The sequence below is a fragment of the Paenalcaligenes hominis genome (assembly GCF_011927625.1).
GTDB classification, from domain to species: Bacteria; Pseudomonadota; Gammaproteobacteria; order Burkholderiales; family Burkholderiaceae_B; genus Paenalcaligenes; species Paenalcaligenes hominis.
In genome coordinates this window covers 1-15,976 of record NZ_JAATIZ010000007.1, presented here as the reverse complement: position 1 = coordinate 15,976, position 15,976 = coordinate 1, and the positions used below count along the sequence as shown (strand labels likewise).

The 15,976-nt window shown below is 47.9% G+C and carries 19 protein-coding genes and 1 other RNA gene; 12 read left to right on the top strand and 8 right to left on the bottom strand.

Annotation, left to right across the window (positions count from 1 at the left end; translation table 11 throughout):
• Positions 1-575: 575 nt before the first annotated feature.
• Positions 576-1,541 carry a nucleoside recognition domain-containing protein gene (locus tag GGR41_RS12990; RefSeq protein ID WP_167662268.1) on the top strand — a complete coding sequence of 322 codons (966 nt, stop codon included), beginning with the start codon at positions 576-578 and terminating at the stop codon, positions 1,539-1,541.
• On the opposite strand, the gene msrA is transcribed toward GGR41_RS12990, so the two are convergent.
• Positions 1,538-2,074: a peptide-methionine (S)-S-oxide reductase MsrA gene (gene msrA, locus GGR41_RS12985; protein WP_077733797.1), complete on the bottom strand. Its 537-nt coding sequence runs from the start codon at positions 2,072-2,074 to the stop codon at positions 1,538-1,540. The two genes, GGR41_RS12990 and msrA, sit on opposite strands and share 4 nt — an antisense overlap.
• A gap of 116 nt (positions 2,075-2,190) precedes the next feature.
• Here msrA and lgt point away from each other — a divergent pair, with 116 nt between their 5' ends.
• Complete coding sequence (gene lgt / locus GGR41_RS12980) at positions 2,191-2,991, top strand: prolipoprotein diacylglyceryl transferase (protein WP_167662267.1); 801 nt, start codon at positions 2,191-2,193, stop codon at positions 2,989-2,991.
• On the opposite strand, the gene GGR41_RS12975 is transcribed toward lgt, so the two are convergent.
• The 5 genes from GGR41_RS12975 to GGR41_RS12955 form a co-directional block, all read right to left on the bottom strand.
• The gene (locus GGR41_RS12975) at positions 2,945-3,664 is read right to left on the bottom strand and encodes an SIMPL domain-containing protein (protein WP_167662266.1); all 720 of its coding nucleotides are present in this window, start codon (positions 3,662-3,664) and stop codon (positions 2,945-2,947) included. The two genes, lgt and GGR41_RS12975, sit on opposite strands and share 47 nt — an antisense overlap.
• 46 nt (positions 3,665-3,710) lie before the next feature.
• A non-coding RNA gene (ssrS, locus tag GGR41_RS12970) (6S RNA) lies at positions 3,711-3,899 on the bottom strand.
• A gap of 44 nt (positions 3,900-3,943) precedes the next feature.
• Positions 3,944-4,255, bottom strand: a complete 312-nt coding sequence (locus tag GGR41_RS12965; RefSeq protein WP_077733799.1) for a cell division protein ZapA — start codon at positions 4,253-4,255, stop codon at positions 3,944-3,946.
• A complete protein-coding gene (locus GGR41_RS12960; RefSeq protein WP_077733800.1) occupies positions 4,256-4,690 on the bottom strand; it encodes a hypothetical protein in 435 nt (144 codons plus the stop codon).
• A gap of 78 nt (positions 4,691-4,768) precedes the next feature.
• Positions 4,769-5,332, bottom strand: a complete 564-nt coding sequence (locus GGR41_RS12955; protein ID WP_077733801.1) for an RNA pyrophosphohydrolase — start codon at positions 5,330-5,332, stop codon at positions 4,769-4,771.
• Positions 5,333-5,396: 64 nt separating this feature from the next.
• Here GGR41_RS12955 and GGR41_RS12950 point away from each other — a divergent pair, with 64 nt between their 5' ends.
• The 9 genes from GGR41_RS12950 (at position 5,397) to GGR41_RS12910 (ending at position 13,413) form a co-directional block, all read left to right on the top strand.
• Entirely contained in the window at positions 5,397-7,133 is a 1,737-nt protein-coding gene (locus GGR41_RS12950; protein ID WP_167662265.1) for a proline--tRNA ligase, read from the top strand.
• Positions 7,134-7,208: 75 nt separating this feature from the next.
• A complete protein-coding gene (gene ybgC, locus GGR41_RS12945) occupies positions 7,209-7,622 on the top strand; it encodes a tol-pal system-associated acyl-CoA thioesterase (protein WP_167662264.1) in 414 nt (137 codons plus the stop codon).
• Positions 7,623-7,624: 2 nt separating this feature from the next.
• Positions 7,625-8,296 (top strand): protein TolQ, encoded by a 672-nt coding sequence (gene tolQ / locus GGR41_RS12940; RefSeq protein WP_167662263.1) that lies wholly within the window; start codon positions 7,625-7,627, stop codon positions 8,294-8,296.
• Position 8,297: 1 nt separating this feature from the next.
• On the top strand, positions 8,298-8,732 hold the full coding sequence (locus GGR41_RS12935; protein WP_167662262.1) for an ExbD/TolR family protein: 435 nt from the start codon (positions 8,298-8,300) through the stop codon (positions 8,730-8,732).
• 14 nt (positions 8,733-8,746) lie between these two features.
• The gene (gene tolA, locus GGR41_RS12930) at positions 8,747-9,973 is read left to right on the top strand and encodes a cell envelope integrity protein TolA (protein ID WP_167662261.1); all 1,227 of its coding nucleotides are present in this window, start codon (positions 8,747-8,749) and stop codon (positions 9,971-9,973) included.
• 16 nt (positions 9,974-9,989) lie between these two features.
• Positions 9,990-11,291 carry a Tol-Pal system beta propeller repeat protein TolB gene (gene tolB, locus GGR41_RS12925; RefSeq protein ID WP_173834800.1) on the top strand — a complete coding sequence of 434 codons (1,302 nt, stop codon included), beginning with the start codon at positions 9,990-9,992 and terminating at the stop codon, positions 11,289-11,291.
• A gap of 32 nt (positions 11,292-11,323) precedes the next feature.
• Entirely contained in the window at positions 11,324-11,827 is a 504-nt protein-coding gene (gene pal, locus GGR41_RS12920) for a peptidoglycan-associated lipoprotein Pal (protein WP_077733805.1), read from the top strand.
• Between the two features lie 72 nt (positions 11,828-11,899).
• Entirely contained in the window at positions 11,900-12,577 is a 678-nt protein-coding gene (gene ybgF / locus GGR41_RS12915) for a tol-pal system protein YbgF (RefSeq protein WP_077733806.1), read from the top strand.
• Positions 12,578-12,582: 5 nt separating this feature from the next.
• Positions 12,583-13,413: an alpha/beta fold hydrolase gene (locus GGR41_RS12910; protein ID WP_167662259.1), complete on the top strand. Its 831-nt coding sequence runs from the start codon at positions 12,583-12,585 to the stop codon at positions 13,411-13,413.
• 58 nt (positions 13,414-13,471) lie between these two features.
• Here GGR41_RS12910 and GGR41_RS12905 read toward each other — a convergent pair whose 3' ends face one another.
• Together GGR41_RS12905 and GGR41_RS12900 are read right to left on the bottom strand one after the other, a co-directional pair.
• Positions 13,472-13,984, bottom strand: coding sequence for a copper chaperone PCu(A)C (locus tag GGR41_RS12905; RefSeq protein ID WP_167662258.1), 513 nt, complete (start codon positions 13,982-13,984; stop codon positions 13,472-13,474).
• A gap of 37 nt (positions 13,985-14,021) precedes the next feature.
• Positions 14,022-14,387, bottom strand: a complete 366-nt coding sequence (locus tag GGR41_RS12900) for a hypothetical protein (RefSeq protein ID WP_167662257.1) — start codon at positions 14,385-14,387, stop codon at positions 14,022-14,024.
• A 113-nt stretch (positions 14,388-14,500) separates the two neighbouring features.
• Between GGR41_RS12900 and GGR41_RS12895 the strand changes: the two genes are divergently transcribed.
• Positions 14,501-15,886: an MATE family efflux transporter gene (locus GGR41_RS12895; protein ID WP_167662256.1), complete on the top strand. Its 1,386-nt coding sequence runs from the start codon at positions 14,501-14,503 to the stop codon at positions 15,884-15,886.
• Positions 15,887-15,976: the final 90 nt, after the last annotated feature.

Here is a 15,976-nt window from a genome sequence, read left to right as displayed (position 1 = left end):
TGACAAACGTGTTAACGTTGCAGTAAGTAGCGAAAGATGAATTATGAAGTGTTTTTTAAAACCTGTCAAGCATTTTTTGCAAGACCTTCATTTCATCGCTTAAACTAAAATACTTGGCAAAGCACTTCGATTTAAGCCCTGGCTAAGCAGGTAAGCATTAAACTATAACAAGTATTTTTTAATGCTGCAAGTTATTTTTTAAACTTGTTAAAACATAACTTGTTTGCTTTTGAAGCAAGGAACGTATATTAACTTTTAAACGTTGCTGCTGTCAAGCACCAAAAAATAATTTTTTGGCCTGCCGCTTTGCTAACTAGGGGTTAACCCTTAGGTGTTTCGCGACAGAAAAGTAACTATAGCACTAAGTTTATAAAGATGACAAGCTCTTTTTAAAAATAAATTCAAATAAACGTGAAAATCAGAAAAAGCCAATACTCGCTGTGATGAGTTTAGCTACCTCTATATATAGAGTGCTACTTTTCACGCTTTGACTGAGACGCTTTTCAGCCACGGCGGCCTCTTAAGTACAAAGACTTCATTGCTACAATACGCCCTACTCTATTGGAGCCGTATTTATGTTTGCGTATTTCACTCAAGTGCTACAGCGTAGCTGGCGTATGTTTTTAACGGTAGCCAAAATAATGGTGCCCGTTTTATTTATTGTGCACCTAGCAGATCAACTAGGGCTAGTGCATTGGATAGCTCAACTGCTTTCACCGGTTATGGCTTTGCTTAACCTTCCCCCTGAGGCAGGCATTGTATGGGTCACCACACTCCTCACTAATATATATGGTGGCATTGCCACGCTTGGCGCACTTTCTGACTCACTCAGTTTAAATACCGCTCAATTAAGCGCCTTAGGTGCGATGATGCTGATTGCTCATAATTTGCCCATGGAACAGGCCATTGCACAGCGGGCCGGTGCCAGCGCTCTTATTACTGGCGCATTACGTATTGGCGTGGCAATGCTTTATGGGGCTATCGTAACGTGGAGCCTAAGCGCCTTGTCTCTATTAGGCGAACCGGTCAACTTGGCTTGGCTAAGTACAGAGATACCAAAAGAAAACCTAGGATTTATTGATTCGTGGGGTGTGTGGCTAATAGGTACCTTGCGCACCTTGGGGATGACGGCTCTTATTATTAGTGTGTTAGTTGTCACCCTTGATCTTTTAGAACGCATTGGCTTTACCCGTCTTTTAGCTAAAGTCATGACCCCTCTATTAAGGCTGTCTGGTTTAGACCAGCGCGTAGCCCCAGTGACTACAGTAGGAGTACTACTGGGTTTAAGTTATGGTGGCGCACTTATTATAGAAGAAGCCCAAAAAAGCAATTTTGATGCCAAGACGCGCCTACTGGCTTTGTCTTGGCTTTCGCTGTCGCATTCGTTGATTGAGGATACGCTGTTGATTGCGGCATTAGGGGCCGATGTGTGGATTATTTTGGCGGGACGCGTCGTCATGACGTTATGGGTCATGGCAACCATGGCGTGGGTATTAAAACGCATCCAGTTTGGATCAACCCCTGTCGCGCCTGTGTCTTAGTCGTTACGAGTTTTAATGAGTGCTTTGTAGGCTTTAGAAAACTCGCGGAGTTTAGGTTGAATCACTGTAAGACTATAAGGCTGAGTAGAGTTAAGCAAATAATAATCTAAGTGCTCGGGCTCTGCCGGCCAAAACACAGAGGCAGGAATAAGACGCGTGACGATGGGCTTTTTTAATTTGAGCTCAAGTTGATCTATACGAGCCTGAGCCGCAGCCAGCTGCTCGGGCAACGTATAAAAAATAGCTGAAGCATATTGACTGCCCTCGTCTGGGCCTTGCTTGTTAAGACTGGTGGGGTCATGTAAGGAAAAAAACACCTCTAGGAGTGTGTCGAAGCTAATCCTTTCCGGGTCGTAACGCACCTGTACTACCTCTATATGGCCGGTGTTAGTATTGTGGACCAGCTGACGCGTAGGATAGTGCGTTTTACCACCGCTGTAGCCCGGATGCACATAGGTCACCCCCCGTAAGGCCCCAAAAGCGGGTTCAATTGACCAAAAGCAGCCCGCCCCAAATAAAACCGCTGCAGTCATCGTGTCTCCTTTTGTGTATGATTTGGTATTCATTTTTATTTCACACTGCAAAGCGTAGCTTATCGCTTGAGCTCTTTTCCGGCTATTTAGTGTTTCTACCGTAGGATCTGAAAACCATGCTCCAACACCCACAGTTTGATCCCGTTGCTATTCAATTAGGGCCTTTAGCCGTGCACTGGTATGGGCTGATGTATTTAATTGGCTTTGCTTTAGTGTGGGCACTGGGAAACTACCGTATACGGCAGGGTCAAGCCCCTCTGGATAAAAAGGGACTAGAGGATTTAATTTTTTATTGTATTGTGGGGGTCATTTTAGGTGGCAGGTTAGGTTATGTGTTCTTTTACCAAGCCTCCTATTATTTACAACCCGAGCATTGGTGGCATATTTTTTATCTCTGGCAAGGGGGTATGTCCTTTCACGGAGGGCTAATAGGTGTGCTTGCCGTTCTACTTTGGTTTAGCCACCGCCGTAATATTGCGTTTTTTGACTTAGGCGATTTTCTTGCACCCCTTATCCCTTTAGGGTTGGCTGCAGGCCGGTTAGGCAACTTTATCAATGGCGAGCTCTGGGGACGCCCTACGGATGCGCCATGGGGAATGGTTTTCCCCCAAGCCATGGATGGTATCGCGCGACACCCGTCTCAGCTCTATCAGATGCTGCTTGAAGGAATTTGCTTGTTTATCCTTTTATGGTGGTTTTCGGCTAAACCGCGACCTAAAGGACAAGTGAGTGGTTTATTTTTAATCGGCTACGGCTTTTTCCGTTTTATTGTGGAGTTTAGCCGTGAGCCTGATGCCTTCCTGGGTTTATTGTGGGCTAATTTATCGATGGGGCAATGGTTGTCTATCCCAATGATGGTCTTAGGCTTGGTTATTTTTTATCGAGCAAGTAAATTGAGCCGCTTAGACTTAGGCTGAGTTCTTGGGTGCCTGAGTCTATAGGCAAGTCTTGGGCAGCACCCATCGCAGAAGCCGCCATCATTTCATATTGCGCACGTGGTGCTTTAAAAACGGCACCACTGCCACCTAGGTGCATTTCCTTGAGGCGGTATGAATCAAAACCCAATGCCTGCGTCATTGCCAGAGCGCGCTGCTGAAAGGCTTGAGCAGCATCTTGCATTAGCTCGCTTTCAACCTGCATACGCACCTTTTTCGACACAGAAAAAGCCACATTAGCGACGGGCATTTGATCTTGATAAGCGGCCGCTAATTTTGAGGCCGCATCGATATCGGTGGATTCAAAAAGCAACTGTGATTGGCCAATCCAGCCAGAGACTTTGCCGTCTTTATCGTGCTGTGGGCGTACATAATAATTACCACTACTGACTTTTACTTTGTCTTGTTTTTTAGCCTCGGCAAGCACCCGACTGACCACCTCTGTTAATTGCTGAGTGACCACAGCCTGCTCGCTGCTTTGGTGTGTTGCCTGTAGGGTAATAGTGACCGTGTCTTGCTGCACTTCGGTATAAGCTTGCGCCTCGAGGTGCAAAGTGGGTAGTTTTTGATGGGAAGAGGGCTCGGCATGAGCCACACCCAGCAAGCCCAAAGTGAGTGAAGCCATTGCTATTGAAGATAACCATGTAGTACGCATAAAAAGACCCCTAGAAAAAAAGCCGGCTTTTGCCGGCTTTTAGAAGAAATGCCCCACCTGTGGCGTCAAGGCCGGCATCCTGGGAACCTAGAGTTCACAAGGTGGTTGCCATCAAACAAGTTTCGGGATCGCTAGACAAAGTAGCGGTGCACACCTGCTTGTTAATCCGGCAACCTAATGCCATAAGCATTGGTTCAAGGAATATATGGCCACGTCTCGCACACGGCAGGGACTTAAACGATACTACCTACATATCTTACCAAAATCTGTAAGTTTTATTTAACGATTTTGGTCATTTGTTCCGAGTACACCATCCATTAGACGATGCATATCATCTATTTTACGCTTAAAGTCGCCTAAAGCAAGGTCACCCAGAGGACCGTTAGGGGCTTTCATGGACAAAAGCTCGACAGCAATTTGAATAGCTGCCATCACAGCAATACGCTCGTTGCCGCTTGTACGACCCGCATCTTTAATGCGTTCCATGTGTTGGTCCACATGCTGGACGGCTTCTAGTAGCTTGGCTTTTTCTGAAGGTGGGCAAGCCAACGTATAATCACGCCCCAATAAGTTGATATCCAAGCGTTCCATTTATGGCTCCAGCTGTTCAGGAGCAGGACTGATTGCACCATTAGGCAACCGATCAAGAATATGACCGACGTGATCTCGTGCAAAGGTGGCAGCCTGCTCTAATGCAGCAGCTCTGGTTTCGCTATACTGCAAGCGCTGCCGTAGCTGAGCGAGTTCCTCTTGCTGCTGTATGAGTTCGTTGTATAAGAGTTCTTGTGCTTCTTCGGCGGTTTGCTTTGCAGTCTGCATTTCAACCTGATGCTGAGTTACCACCTCGGCCATTGAGGCGTACTCGTGTTGTTGAGTGCTGAGTTGGTCACGCAAAGTCGTGCGCTCTTGCTCAAGCAGCTTAACGCGCGACAGAAGCTCAGAGCGTTCACTTTTTAAACGTTCGGAGTACGAAACCAAACGGCTAATGCGATTGGCTAATAGGTCTAGATCCTGCAGCATAGGCATAATCAGTAAAAAGAGAACCCAAAAGAATAAGACAAGGATTTATCATAACCCCATGTAAGCACATAGGGCTATGATTAACTAGTTATTATGCGTAAGATTTAACTCTGTGTTTTGCCGCTGCCGATGAGCAGCATACCCCCGTTGACGCAAAAAACGAGTTTCTTGCTTGTGTTTAAAGACATGCACCGATAATTCATTCAGTGCTTGAAAGTAAACTTCTCGCTTAAAATCAATGACTGCGTCTAACGGTACCCAGTACTCACTCCAGCGCCAGGCGTCAAACTCAGGAGTTTCTGTTGCCCTTAAGCTAACATCACTATCGCGTCCAACCATGCGAAGCAAAAACCAAATTTGTTTTTGCCCTTTGTAATGACCGCGTGCCTCTCGGCGCACGAAGTGATTGGGTACGTTATATCGCAACCAATCGCGCGTCCGTCCTAAAATGCGGACGTGTTCGGGTAGTAATCCGACTTCTTCGTGAAGCTCTCTGTACATAGCCTGTACAGGGCTTTCACCTTGTTGGATACCGCCTTGAGGAAACTGCCAAGCGTGTTCCTTTATGCGCTTACCCCAAAACACTTCATTCTTGCGATTCACAAGAATGATCCCTACATTTGGACGGTAGCCTTCACGATCTAACATAGGCCACCTCTATATAAATTCAATACAATTACTTTGATTATACGTACCTGTTGAGTTCACTACCATGTATGCAAGCCACTATCACATTAATACTTTAAAAGAAGCCCCTGCTGAAGCCGAGGTTGCTAGCCATCAACTCATGACTCGTGCCGGCATGATTCGCCGTGTCGCAGGCGGCATCTACACCTATATGCCGCTTGGTTTAAAGGTTTTACGTAAAATTGAACACATCGTACGCGAGGAAATGGATCGGGCCGGTGCGCTTGAATTATTAATGCCAGTGGTGCAGCCCGCAGAGCTGTGGCAAGAAACGGGGCGTTGGAACGAATACGGCGCCGAACTCTTACGTATTAAAGACAGACATCAGCGTGATTTCGTCTTACAACCCACTTCCGAAGAGGTGGTGACGGATATTGTGCGCAATGAAATTCAAAGCTGGCGCCAATTACCCGTTAATTTCTACCATATTCAAACTAAGTTCCGTGACGAGCGTCGCCCTCGCTTTGGGTTAATGCGTGGTCGTGAGTTCACGATGAAAGACGCCTACTCGTTTGATCGCAACGAAGAAGAAGCACAGAAAAGCTATGACATCATGTATGCGGCTTATACGCGTATTTTTGAACGGCTTGGGCTTACTTTCCGTGCCGTTGCCGCCGATACAGGCTCTATAGGTGGCTCACGTAGCCACGAGTTTCAAGTGATTGCAGATACCGGTGAGGACGAAATTGTCTACAACCCAGACAGTGACTTTGCCGCGAATATTGAATTGGCTACTGCACCGTGTCTTATTGCTGAGCGTGCAGCGCCTGCAGCTCAACTCGAGAAAGTTGCCACACCCGATGCCACCAAATGTGAATGGGTAGCAGAGCAGCTTAACCGTCCACTCAGCGATACAGTCAAAGCGGTTGTGCTCGCCACCGGCCCGACTGATGCCCATGCACACGCTCAAGTTTGGTTATTACTGGTGCGTGGCGACCATGAGCTTAACGAGGTCAAAGTAGGCAAGCTGCCCGGCTTTGAAGCCGGCTATCGTTTAGCCACCGAAGCAGAAATTCAAACACATTTTGGTTGCATACCGGGTTACTTAGGGCCTGTAGAGCTATCGGATGAAGTCAAAATCATTGCAGACACAACGGTAGCTAATATGAGTGACTTCATTTGTGGCGCAAACGAAGCCGGCTATCACTATGTAGGAGTCAACTGGGGCCGCGATTTAGCCGAGCCCACTGTGGCTGATTTGCGTAACGTAGTTGCTGGCGACCCTGATCCACAAGGTGTAGGGCAACTGGCGATTCAGCGTGGTATTGAAGTAGGTCATGTTTTCTTTCTAGGCGACACCTATTCTAAAAAGCTGCAGGCGACTTATTTAGATAAAGATGGCAAGCCACAACTGATTCAAATGGGCTGTTATGGCATTGGCGTCAGCCGTATTGCCGCAGCCGCCATAGAGCAGAACCACGATAGCAAAGGAATTATTTGGCCTAAAGCCTTGGCACCCTTCGAGGTAGTCATTTGCGCCTTAAACTGGAGTAAAAGCGCAGAAGTCCAAAAAGCCGCCACCGACCTATACCATCAGTTAAAAGCCCAAGGGGTTGACGTCATTTTAGATGACCGCGACGTACGTCCTGGTGTGATGTTCGCTGATTGGGAGCTAATTGGTGTGCCGGTGCGCGTTACGGTTGGCGACCGCGGACTTAAGGAAGGCATCATTGAGATCCAGCAACGTCGAGGGGGCGACACAGAAAAAGTAACGACGGCTTCTGCCCTAGCGCATATTCAACAAAGCCTAGAGCATCTATAATTTCAATTCTGTGCCGAGCCCATCTAGGACTCGGCATATTTTCTTCACATTATTTACAAAGACATGCCAACTGAAATGAGTCAAAATGCCAATGAGCTTCAGATTCGCGTATATTACGAGGATACTGATGCAGGTGGCATTGTATTTTATGCCAACTATCTTAAGTTTTTTGAGCGCGCTCGTACCGAGTGGCTCAGGCGTTTAGGGATTAATCAGTCGCAATTGGCTCAAACTGAACACCAACTCTTTGTAGTGAAACAGGCAAGCATTGACTATAAGCGTCCAGCCCAGTTAGATGACTTGCTTACTATTCATAGTGAAATCACTCATGTTGGGGGGGCTTCAGTACACTTTGCTCAAAAAGCGTGGTGTAAAGAGCAACTTTTGTGTGAAAGTACGATTGTGGTGGTGTGTGTGGATGCTAACACCATGCGCTCTACAAAAATTAAACCTCATCTTCGATCCATTTTAGAACAAGCTCAGGATTGACCATGCAAGCTAGCAGTGAACTATCGTTAATCTCTTTATTACTTGAAGCCAGTATTCCAGTTCAGCTTGTCATGCTGTTACTGGTAGGCATTTCCATCGTGTCATGGAGCTACATATTTAGTAAGCGCGCGGCCATTAAACGTACCGAAGAGCAGACTCGTCGGTTTGAGGACGATTTTTGGACTGGTGGTGACTTAACTGTATTGCAACAAGCGATTGCCACGCGCCGTGAAGAACACGGAGCCCTTGCGCGGATCTTTGAGGCCGGTATGTCAGAGTTCATCAAAGCACGGCGCAGCAATCAAAAAGGCGATGCGCTTCTGGATGGGCCGCGTCGCGCCATGCGAGCCACTTTCCAGCGTGAGCTTGACCAGCTTGAGTCCAGACTAAACTTTTTGGCTTCGGCTGGCTCGGTTAGCCCTTATATTGGTTTATTGGGTACGGTCTGGGGGATTATGCACGCATTTATTGGTTTATCTGGTGCACAGTCTGCTACTTTAGCGTCGGTGGCCCCTGGGATTGCAGAAGCATTGATTGCAACAGCGATTGGCTTGTTTGCCGCGATTCCGGCTGTGGTCGCCTACAACCGCTTTACAAATGAAGTCGATCGCATTGCGGTGCGTTTTGAAGGCTTTGTAGACGAATTCCTTAATATTTTACAACGTCAGGTGTGACATGTCTTCGCTGCGAGGTAATTCAAGACGTCAAAGTCGTCGCTTAAAAAACGAAATTAACGTCGTGCCCTATATCGATGTCATGTTGGTCTTGCTGGTGATTTTTATGGTGACGGCACCAATGATTACACCCGGCCTCATTGATTTACCTTCGGTGGGTCAAGCCTCCGAGGTACCTGCCGTGCCCATTGAAGTTCAAATCGATAAAGACGGGCAAATGTCCATCCGTTTGCGCGATGGTGATGCTCAGTTTCACTCGATCACAGCCGACAACTTGGTTAATGAAGTTTCTGAACTTGCTGTAGACCAAAACCCAGTCGTGATTGCAGCAGACGGTGAGGTGCCCTACGCTTCTGTAATGGAAATTATGGATCAACTCCGTAGTAATGGCTTTACCCGTTTAGGTTTTCTGGTTAACCAAGACACAAGCCAATAGGTTATTAAGCCCGAATGCGTTTATTTAATCGAACAGAATCCAGCTTATTAACACCCGAAGAGCACGAACAACGACGTGGCCTTATTTACGCTATTGCTCTGCATCTGGGTTTGTTTCTTGTGCTGCTTATCGGCTTATTTAGTGCCCCCAAAGACCCGCACCCCGTTCAAATTGAATTGTGGGCTGAGGGGGAAATGGCCGTTGCTGAAAATAGGGATGAGCCAGTCGCTCAGCCCGACGAAGAGCCTGTGGTTGAGCCCGAACCACAGCCCGAACCACAGCCTGAACCGGAGCCTGAACCTGAACCACCCGCCCCAGAGCCCGAGCCGCAAGCCCCGGAACCTGAGCCTGCACCAGACATTCCAGCGCCTAAGGTGACCCCTCCCCCCGCTGAAGACCCAGAAATTGCTTTAGAGAAAGCCCGCAAGGAAAAGGCGGAAGCTGATAAAAAAGCCAAAGCGGAAGCCGAACGTATCGCTAAAGAGGAAGCCGAGCAAAAAGCCAAGGCCGAAGCCGAACGTAAAGCCAAGGCCGAAGCCGAACGTAAAGCCAAAGCCGAAGCCGAGCAAAAAGCCAAGGCCGAAGCCGAACGTATCGCTAAAGAGGAAGCCGAGCAAAAAGCCAAGGCTGAAGCCGAACGCAAAGCCAAAGCCGAAGCCGAGCAAAAAGCCAAGGCCGAAGCCGAACGCAAAGCCAAAGCCGAAGCCGAGCAAAAAGCCAAGGCCGAGGCCGAACGTAAAGCCAAAGCCGAAGCCGAGCAAAAAGCCAAGGCCGAAGCCGAACGTAAAGCCAAAGCGGAAGCCGAACGTAAAGCCAAAGCGGAAGCCGAGCGTAAAGCTAAAGCGGCAGCAGATAAGAAAGCAAAAGAAGACGCTTTCCGTGCAGCCCTATTAGGCGATGGCAAGCAAATAGCCGGAGCCTCTGGTGGAACCGCAGACCGTAACCAAGTAGGTGGTAGTGGGGGTGATAATGGCTACGGCGCTAAAGTACGTGCTTGTGTACGTCCCCGTGTCGTTTACAACACACCGCCTCGCAGTGGCTCAACCAATCCAGCATTACAATATCGTGTAGATTTAAATTCTGATGGCACAGTACGTAATGTACGTATTACTCGCTCATCAGGGATCGCATTATTTGATGATGCGGTACAAAAAGGGATAGCCAAATGCTCGCCCTTCCCTAAACCATCTAATGGACGTTACCCATCATTTATTGATGGTGAGTACCGTATGTATGACTAAACAGGAGATTGCCATAATGACCGCAACCCTATCCCCAAATGTAAAACGCAGTAGTCGTGTCGGTGCCTTAGCTGCGGTATTAACTACTGCCATGCTGTGCAGCCAAACCGTGCAAGCTCAGCTGCGCGTCGACATTTCTGGCGTAGGCGCTACTCAGTACCCCATAGCCGTCGCAGATTTTGCCAATAATCCCGCTGCCCAGCCTATAGCTGAAATTATTCGAGCTGACCTTAGTCGCTCGGGCCAGTTTCAGTTAGTAAATGCTACGGGCGCTAACCTAAATAGTGAAAGTCAGATTGATCATGCCACCTGGCGTAATCGGGGTGCAGACTATCTTGCTTATGGTTCAGTGGATCAAAGTGGTGGGCAATACAGCATTACGTATAAGCTAGTTGATGCGGTCAATGGTGTAGAGATGGATGGCATTGCTTTTGCAGGCAATGAAAAAGAATTACGTCGTTTGTCACACCGTATTGCTGACCGGATTTACGAGAAAATTACGGGGGTGCGTGGTGTTTTCTCTACAAGAATCGCCTATGTGTTGCAAACAGGAGACAATTATGAGTTACAAATTGCAGATGCTGACGGCCAAAACCCTCAAGTAATGCTACGCTCTAAAAGCTCCATTATATCGCCAGCTTGGTCACCAGATGGGTCCAAACTTGCTTACGTTAGCTTTGAAACGGAAAAACCAGTGGTCTATGTACAGACCTTAGCTACCGGCAAGCGCGAACCTGTTGCCAACTTTAAAGGTAACAACAGTGCACCCGCCTGGGCGCCTAGCGGAAACCAACTAGCCGTGGTGCTTTCACGCGATGGCATCTCGCAAATCTATACCATTAATGCTGATGGCTCAGGCTTGCGTCGTGTTATGCGTTCACCACTCATTGACACAGAGCCGTCCTATTCTCCGGACGGTGGCTCATTGGTTTTTACCAGCGATCGTGGTGGCAACCCCCAGATCTATCAAGTCGACCTCAATGGAGGTGACGCACGTCGGATTACGTTTAACGGTAGTTACAATATCTCACCCGAAGTCGCTCCCGATGGTAATAATCTTGTTTATGTGACACGGAGAAATGGCGCGTATCGCATTGCTCTGCAAAACATGCAAACAGGCAGTGAACAACTGTTAACCACGGGGCCGGATGATTTATCTCCTAGCTTTGCGCCAAATGGGATGCAAGTTTTATATAGTTCCATCCAAGGTGGTCGTAGTGTGCTAGCAGTAACCTCTGTTGACGGGCGTGTACGTCAAACCCTGTCGTCGCTGAATGGTAAAGTTCGCGAACCGACTTGGGGGCCGTTTACAAACTAATTTCTGTGTGACTCTTTTTTAAAGGAACGCTAATGAGCTCGCGCATTTTTAAAGGCTTTACAGTAGCCTCTTTGGCTTTAGCTTTAGCCGCATGTAGTTCTGTACCACTCGATGAGTCTGCTTCAGGCACAACAGGTACTGGTGGCATGACAGATCCTAGCACTGGTGTAGTGATGGATCCGTTTAACCCACAGAGCCCTTTGGCCCAGCAGCGTTCAGTTTACTTTGACTTTGATAGCTATGTAGTCGCTGATCAATATCGCAATACAGTAGAAATGCACTCTACTTACTTGCGTAGCAACCCACAACAAGCTGTCCGCATTGAAGGTAATGCTGATGCCCGTGGCGGTGCTGAGTACAACTTAGCTCTAGGCCAACGACGCTCCGACGCTGTGGCTCGCATGATGACCCTTATGGGTGTAAGTGCCGGTCAAATCGAAGCCATCAGTTTTGGTAAAGAACGCCCTAAAGCGTTTGGCAATACCGAAGCTGATTACGCTGAGAACCGTCGTGCAGATATCAACTACCAGCGTTAATCACGCTAAAGTATGATAAATTGACGCCGTAGCGCTACCACGCTACGGCGTTTTTTCTACGAGGATTCATCCATGAGCGTACACTACCTGTTTAGAAAACCCCGTCTTGCACTACTGTCTGGGGCCTTGCTGTTCGGCATCGCTTTACCTACTCATGCCTTTGCAGACGATGAGGCTCGACGCGCTATCATCGAGTTACGTCAGCAAATTCGCCAAATGAACGAGCAGAATCAACATGCCCGCCTCATGCTGGCAGATCAAATCGAAATGATGCGCCAAGAAATTGCTCAATTACGGGGCAAAGTGGAAACCTTGGGATGGCAAAGCTCACAAAATCAACAAAACGAGCAAGCCACGCAAAGCTTAATTAGCGATCCCCAAGAACAAGCCGCCTATGAGGCGGCTATGGATCTATACCGTAACGGCCAATATCAAGAAGCGGCCAGCGGTTTTGGCACGTTTATCGAGGCCTACCCTAATAGCTCTCAAATCGAAGACGTCCGTTTCTACGAAGGCAGTAGCCTCTATGCGACCAAACGTTTTTCTGCTGCAATACAAAAACTACAAACGTTAATTAGCTCTAGCCCTACGAGTCCACGCGCTCCTGATGCACTGATGGTCATTGCTTCTAGTCAAGTCGAAATGAATGATTTGGCCTCGGCACAAAAAACCTTAGCGCGCATCGTAAAAGACTACCCTGATTCACCTGCTGCCGAAACCGCCAATAGTCGCTTACAGCTCTTGCAATAAGTCACGTGATTGAACCTCTTACTCAGCTCAGACTAAAGCAGGCACCGGCGCAATACAGCCAGCATGATGTGTATTACGTAGAACAAGGACAAGGGGATTTAATTCTCCTTGTTCATGGCTCTTTGTGTGACTTACGTTATTGGCGCTGGCAGCTCAATAAGCTGGCTCCTTTTGGTCATATTGTTAGTTTAAGCTTACCTGGCTGCTGGCCATCTGAAGCGCTGTATATGGCGTATGATTTCGAGCTAGAAAACCAGTGTGCGGCGCTCCATGATGTGATTGAGGCCACGCACCAGTCAGGGCAACGCATTCATTTAGTTGGACACTCCCGTGGGGCGCACGTCGTCACGCATTACCTTAAGCGGTTCCCCCATTCGGTGACGAGTGTGGTTTTGGCTGACCCTGCCTTCGAGCCCTATCAAGCCCCTACTTCGCTGCCCATTTTAGATGAAGCCGCCAGGTTGATTGCAGCGGGTGCCGAGTCTGAAGGCCTAGGGTTATTTATTGATGCCGTTAGTGGGCCCAACACGTGGTCTCAAATGGTGGGTTGGTTTAAAACCATGGTTCAAGACAATGCGCATACGTTAATTGCCCAAAGTAGAGAACAGTTAGTCTTAATTAGCCCGGCCCATTTACACGCGCTAGCGCAACAGCCTGTATTGCTTTTAGGTGGTGCCTTAAGCCCTGAACGCTATCAACGCAGTATCAACGCGTTAAAAAAAGAACTTCCTCGAGCGCATCAGGCATCGATAACTCATGCGTCTCATGGTATGAACTTATCAAACCCTAAAGGCTTTAATCAGGCATTAATGCATTTCTTTCAGGCGATAGCCTAAAGCTAGGCTGGGTGTTGGACTTAGTCGTCAACCACCCAGCCCGGTTTACTTATTATAATTACTCATAACTACGCGCATTGGCTGGGTTGACTTTGCAATGTATGGCGACTTTTTGCTGGTTGGCAAAAAGCAGCTCCATTTCCATCGTTTGCCCTAGCTCTATGTTGTGCGTAGGTTGCTCAAACATCGCATGCAACCCACCCGGCTTAAACTCAATCGTGCTCTTGGCAGGGATCACCATTTCGTCAGCCATAACCATCTTAGCCATACCATCTTCCTCGATGGTCTCATGCAACATCACATGAGCATAACTAGGCGTAGCACCCGCAATCAGCTCAAGGTCTTCGTTGCTGTCATTATGAATAATAAAGTATCCTGCTGATGGCACCGTTGAGGGCAATAAACGCACCCAGCATTGCTCTACCCGTACCTCAGAGGCAGGCTTTGCCGCAGCCAACTGGGCCGAGTAATCTTTGATTTCATGGTGTTGGTGTGAGGCTTGATGATGACTACCATGAGCCAGAGCTAAAGAAGAAAAACCACACAATACGGCGAAGGTTATATTTCGCATTTCATTATCCTAAATAAATTAATAAAAAAAACAGTATTTAGGAAGGATTGGGTGGGCCTCTGGCCCCTAAAAAAGCGCCTACTAGTCTACTACGTCGAATAGGAGGGGAAGCAGTCCAAACGAGTAGCGCACTAATAAAGAGCACCATTAAGGCCAATGTGGGCGTATTGGCCTGAAGACTTTGTAGGCTTAGCGCGCCCCCTAAAGCACAATCTAAAACGGGATGATCGCTATGGGAGTCTGAAGCGGGCAGACCTAAATCTAAATAGATCACGGTGGGTGCTGATAAACCCACTACACACATCGTCAGCGCTGGCCCTTGACCGTTGTGGTCTGCATTGGGCATAAAGCCAGCAGGAATTAAAGCACGCACTACGACTGCCATGACAAGCAGTAGAGTCATGAGTCGGAGATGGTATGGAGAGTGTCGTGGCTTTGATCGCCCCATAGGAAGCCTAAAGGTTATACTACAGCAATGGCGCTAAGCCTAATCATTTAAGGTAAACAGCAAGGACCATGAGTCAAACAGCAGCTTTGCGTATTAGTCTATTTAATGAGCTTAAGGCCTCTTTAAAGCTGGGTTCGCCCATTATATTAACCAATTTAGCTCAGGTTGCGATCCTTACGACAAATTTAATTTTCATTGGACGACTTGGGAAAGTAGAGCTGGCAGCTGGCTCGTTAGCGGCTAGTTTATATCAAGCTTGTATGATTTTTAGTTTGGGTTTGGTGTCCGCCACCATTCCTATGCTAGCCACCACACTTGGCAAAGACCGTTCTAACCTCTCTGCTATTCAGCAAATTATGCGGCATGGTTTCTTAACCGCCTTGATTATTTGTTTGCCTTTCTGGCTTCTCATGAGCCAAGCACAGCATCTCTGGCTGGCTTTAGGGCAAAACCCAGAAACAGCCCTATTAGCGACTTCCTATATTCACTCCATCCAGTGGTCTTTGCTGCCTTATTTAGGCTATATCGTTTTACGTTCCTTTTTTGCTGCCCTCGAAAAGCCGCTCTGGACATTGAATGTAGCGATTGCGGGTATTGTGGTGAATGCGTTATTTGGATGGCTGCTTATTTTTGGTGAGATGGGCTTTCCCCAACTCGGCTTAATTGGGGCTGGAATTGCTACCACTGTCACTAATGTGCTTATGCTTAGTGGTATGTTGTTATTGGTTTATAAACACCCTATTTTCAAGCACTACAAAATTTTCACCCAGTTTTTTCAGTGGAATTGGCAACAACTGTACCAACTGTGGAAACTAGGTATCCCCATTGCTATTACCTTTACCCTTGAAACCTTAGTCTTTTATGCAGCCGTGATCATGATGGGCATCATTGGTGATACCTCATTGGCTGCGCATGCTATTGCCATGCAGATCAGCTCTGTGTCGTACATGATTCCGTTAGGCTTTGGTCAAGTGGCCACTATTCGTGTAGGACTTGCGATGGGCCGAGCAGCGCCCCACGATGCCGTACAAGCAGGTTGGGTGTCGTATGGCTTAGGGGTGGGATTTATGGGGTTAGCGGCCTGTGTGATGTGGCTGCAACCCGAATTTCTCATTCAGTTTTTTATTGATTTAAAGGCCCCTGAAAATCGAGCCGTTATTATCACTGCAACACAATTTCTGTTTTTTGCCGCCCTGTTCCAACTGACGGATGGGGCTCAGGCTGTAGCAGCCGGTATGTTGCGTGGACTCTATGACACACGCACGCCTATGCTCCTCGCTTTACTGGGTTACTGGGTGCTTGGGGTACCCATCGGTGCCTTTTTAGCTTTTGTGGTGGGTATGGAAGGCATTGGCATTTGGATCGGCTTTGTCACTGGGCTCAGTGTGGTCGCCGTCTTGCTCACCTTACGTTGGTGGCGCCATGGCAAGCGGTTATTAACACGTCTAGATTGACATCCTCCCCCGCCTAAAGGCCGGGGATTCCTACGGCGCTCAAGGGAGGCATTGAGCCGTCCCAGAGTCGCTTCGGTGGGTTCCTGCTGC

Excerpts from the sequence above, each read along its gene's own strand:
- GGR41_RS12990 (WP_167662268.1), top strand. The coding sequence starts at position 576 with ATGTTTGCGTATTTCACTCAAGTGCTACAGCGTAGCTGGCGTATGTTT.
- msrA (WP_077733797.1), bottom strand. The coding sequence starts at position 2,074 with ATGACTGCAGCGGTTTTATTTGGGGCGGGCTGCTTTTGGTCAATTGAA.
- lgt (WP_167662267.1), top strand. The coding sequence starts at position 2,191 with ATGCTCCAACACCCACAGTTTGATCCCGTTGCTATTCAATTAGGGCCT.
- GGR41_RS12975 (WP_167662266.1), bottom strand. The coding sequence starts at position 3,664 with ATGCGTACTACATGGTTATCTTCAATAGCAATGGCTTCACTCACTTTG.
- GGR41_RS12965 (WP_077733799.1), bottom strand. The coding sequence starts at position 4,255 with ATGGAACGCTTGGATATCAACTTATTGGGGCGTGATTATACGTTGGCT.
- GGR41_RS12960 (WP_077733800.1), bottom strand. The coding sequence starts at position 4,690 with ATGCCTATGCTGCAGGATCTAGACCTATTAGCCAATCGCATTAGCCGT.
- GGR41_RS12955 (WP_077733801.1), bottom strand. The coding sequence starts at position 5,332 with ATGTTAGATCGTGAAGGCTACCGTCCAAATGTAGGGATCATTCTTGTG.
- GGR41_RS12950 (WP_167662265.1), top strand. The coding sequence starts at position 5,397 with ATGTATGCAAGCCACTATCACATTAATACTTTAAAAGAAGCCCCTGCT.
- ybgC (WP_167662264.1), top strand. The coding sequence starts at position 7,209 with ATGAGTCAAAATGCCAATGAGCTTCAGATTCGCGTATATTACGAGGAT.
- tolQ (WP_167662263.1), top strand. The coding sequence starts at position 7,625 with ATGCAAGCTAGCAGTGAACTATCGTTAATCTCTTTATTACTTGAAGCC.
- GGR41_RS12935 (WP_167662262.1), top strand. The coding sequence starts at position 8,298 with ATGTCTTCGCTGCGAGGTAATTCAAGACGTCAAAGTCGTCGCTTAAAA.
- tolA (WP_167662261.1), top strand. The coding sequence starts at position 8,747 with ATGCGTTTATTTAATCGAACAGAATCCAGCTTATTAACACCCGAAGAG.
- tolB (WP_173834800.1), top strand. The coding sequence starts at position 9,990 with ATGACCGCAACCCTATCCCCAAATGTAAAACGCAGTAGTCGTGTCGGT.
- pal (WP_077733805.1), top strand. The coding sequence starts at position 11,324 with ATGAGCTCGCGCATTTTTAAAGGCTTTACAGTAGCCTCTTTGGCTTTA.
- ybgF (WP_077733806.1), top strand. The coding sequence starts at position 11,900 with ATGAGCGTACACTACCTGTTTAGAAAACCCCGTCTTGCACTACTGTCT.
- GGR41_RS12905 (WP_167662258.1), bottom strand. The coding sequence starts at position 13,984 with ATGCGAAATATAACCTTCGCCGTATTGTGTGGTTTTTCTTCTTTAGCT.
- GGR41_RS12900 (WP_167662257.1), bottom strand. The coding sequence starts at position 14,387 with ATGACTCTACTGCTTGTCATGGCAGTCGTAGTGCGTGCTTTAATTCCT.
- GGR41_RS12895 (WP_167662256.1), top strand. The coding sequence starts at position 14,501 with ATGAGTCAAACAGCAGCTTTGCGTATTAGTCTATTTAATGAGCTTAAG.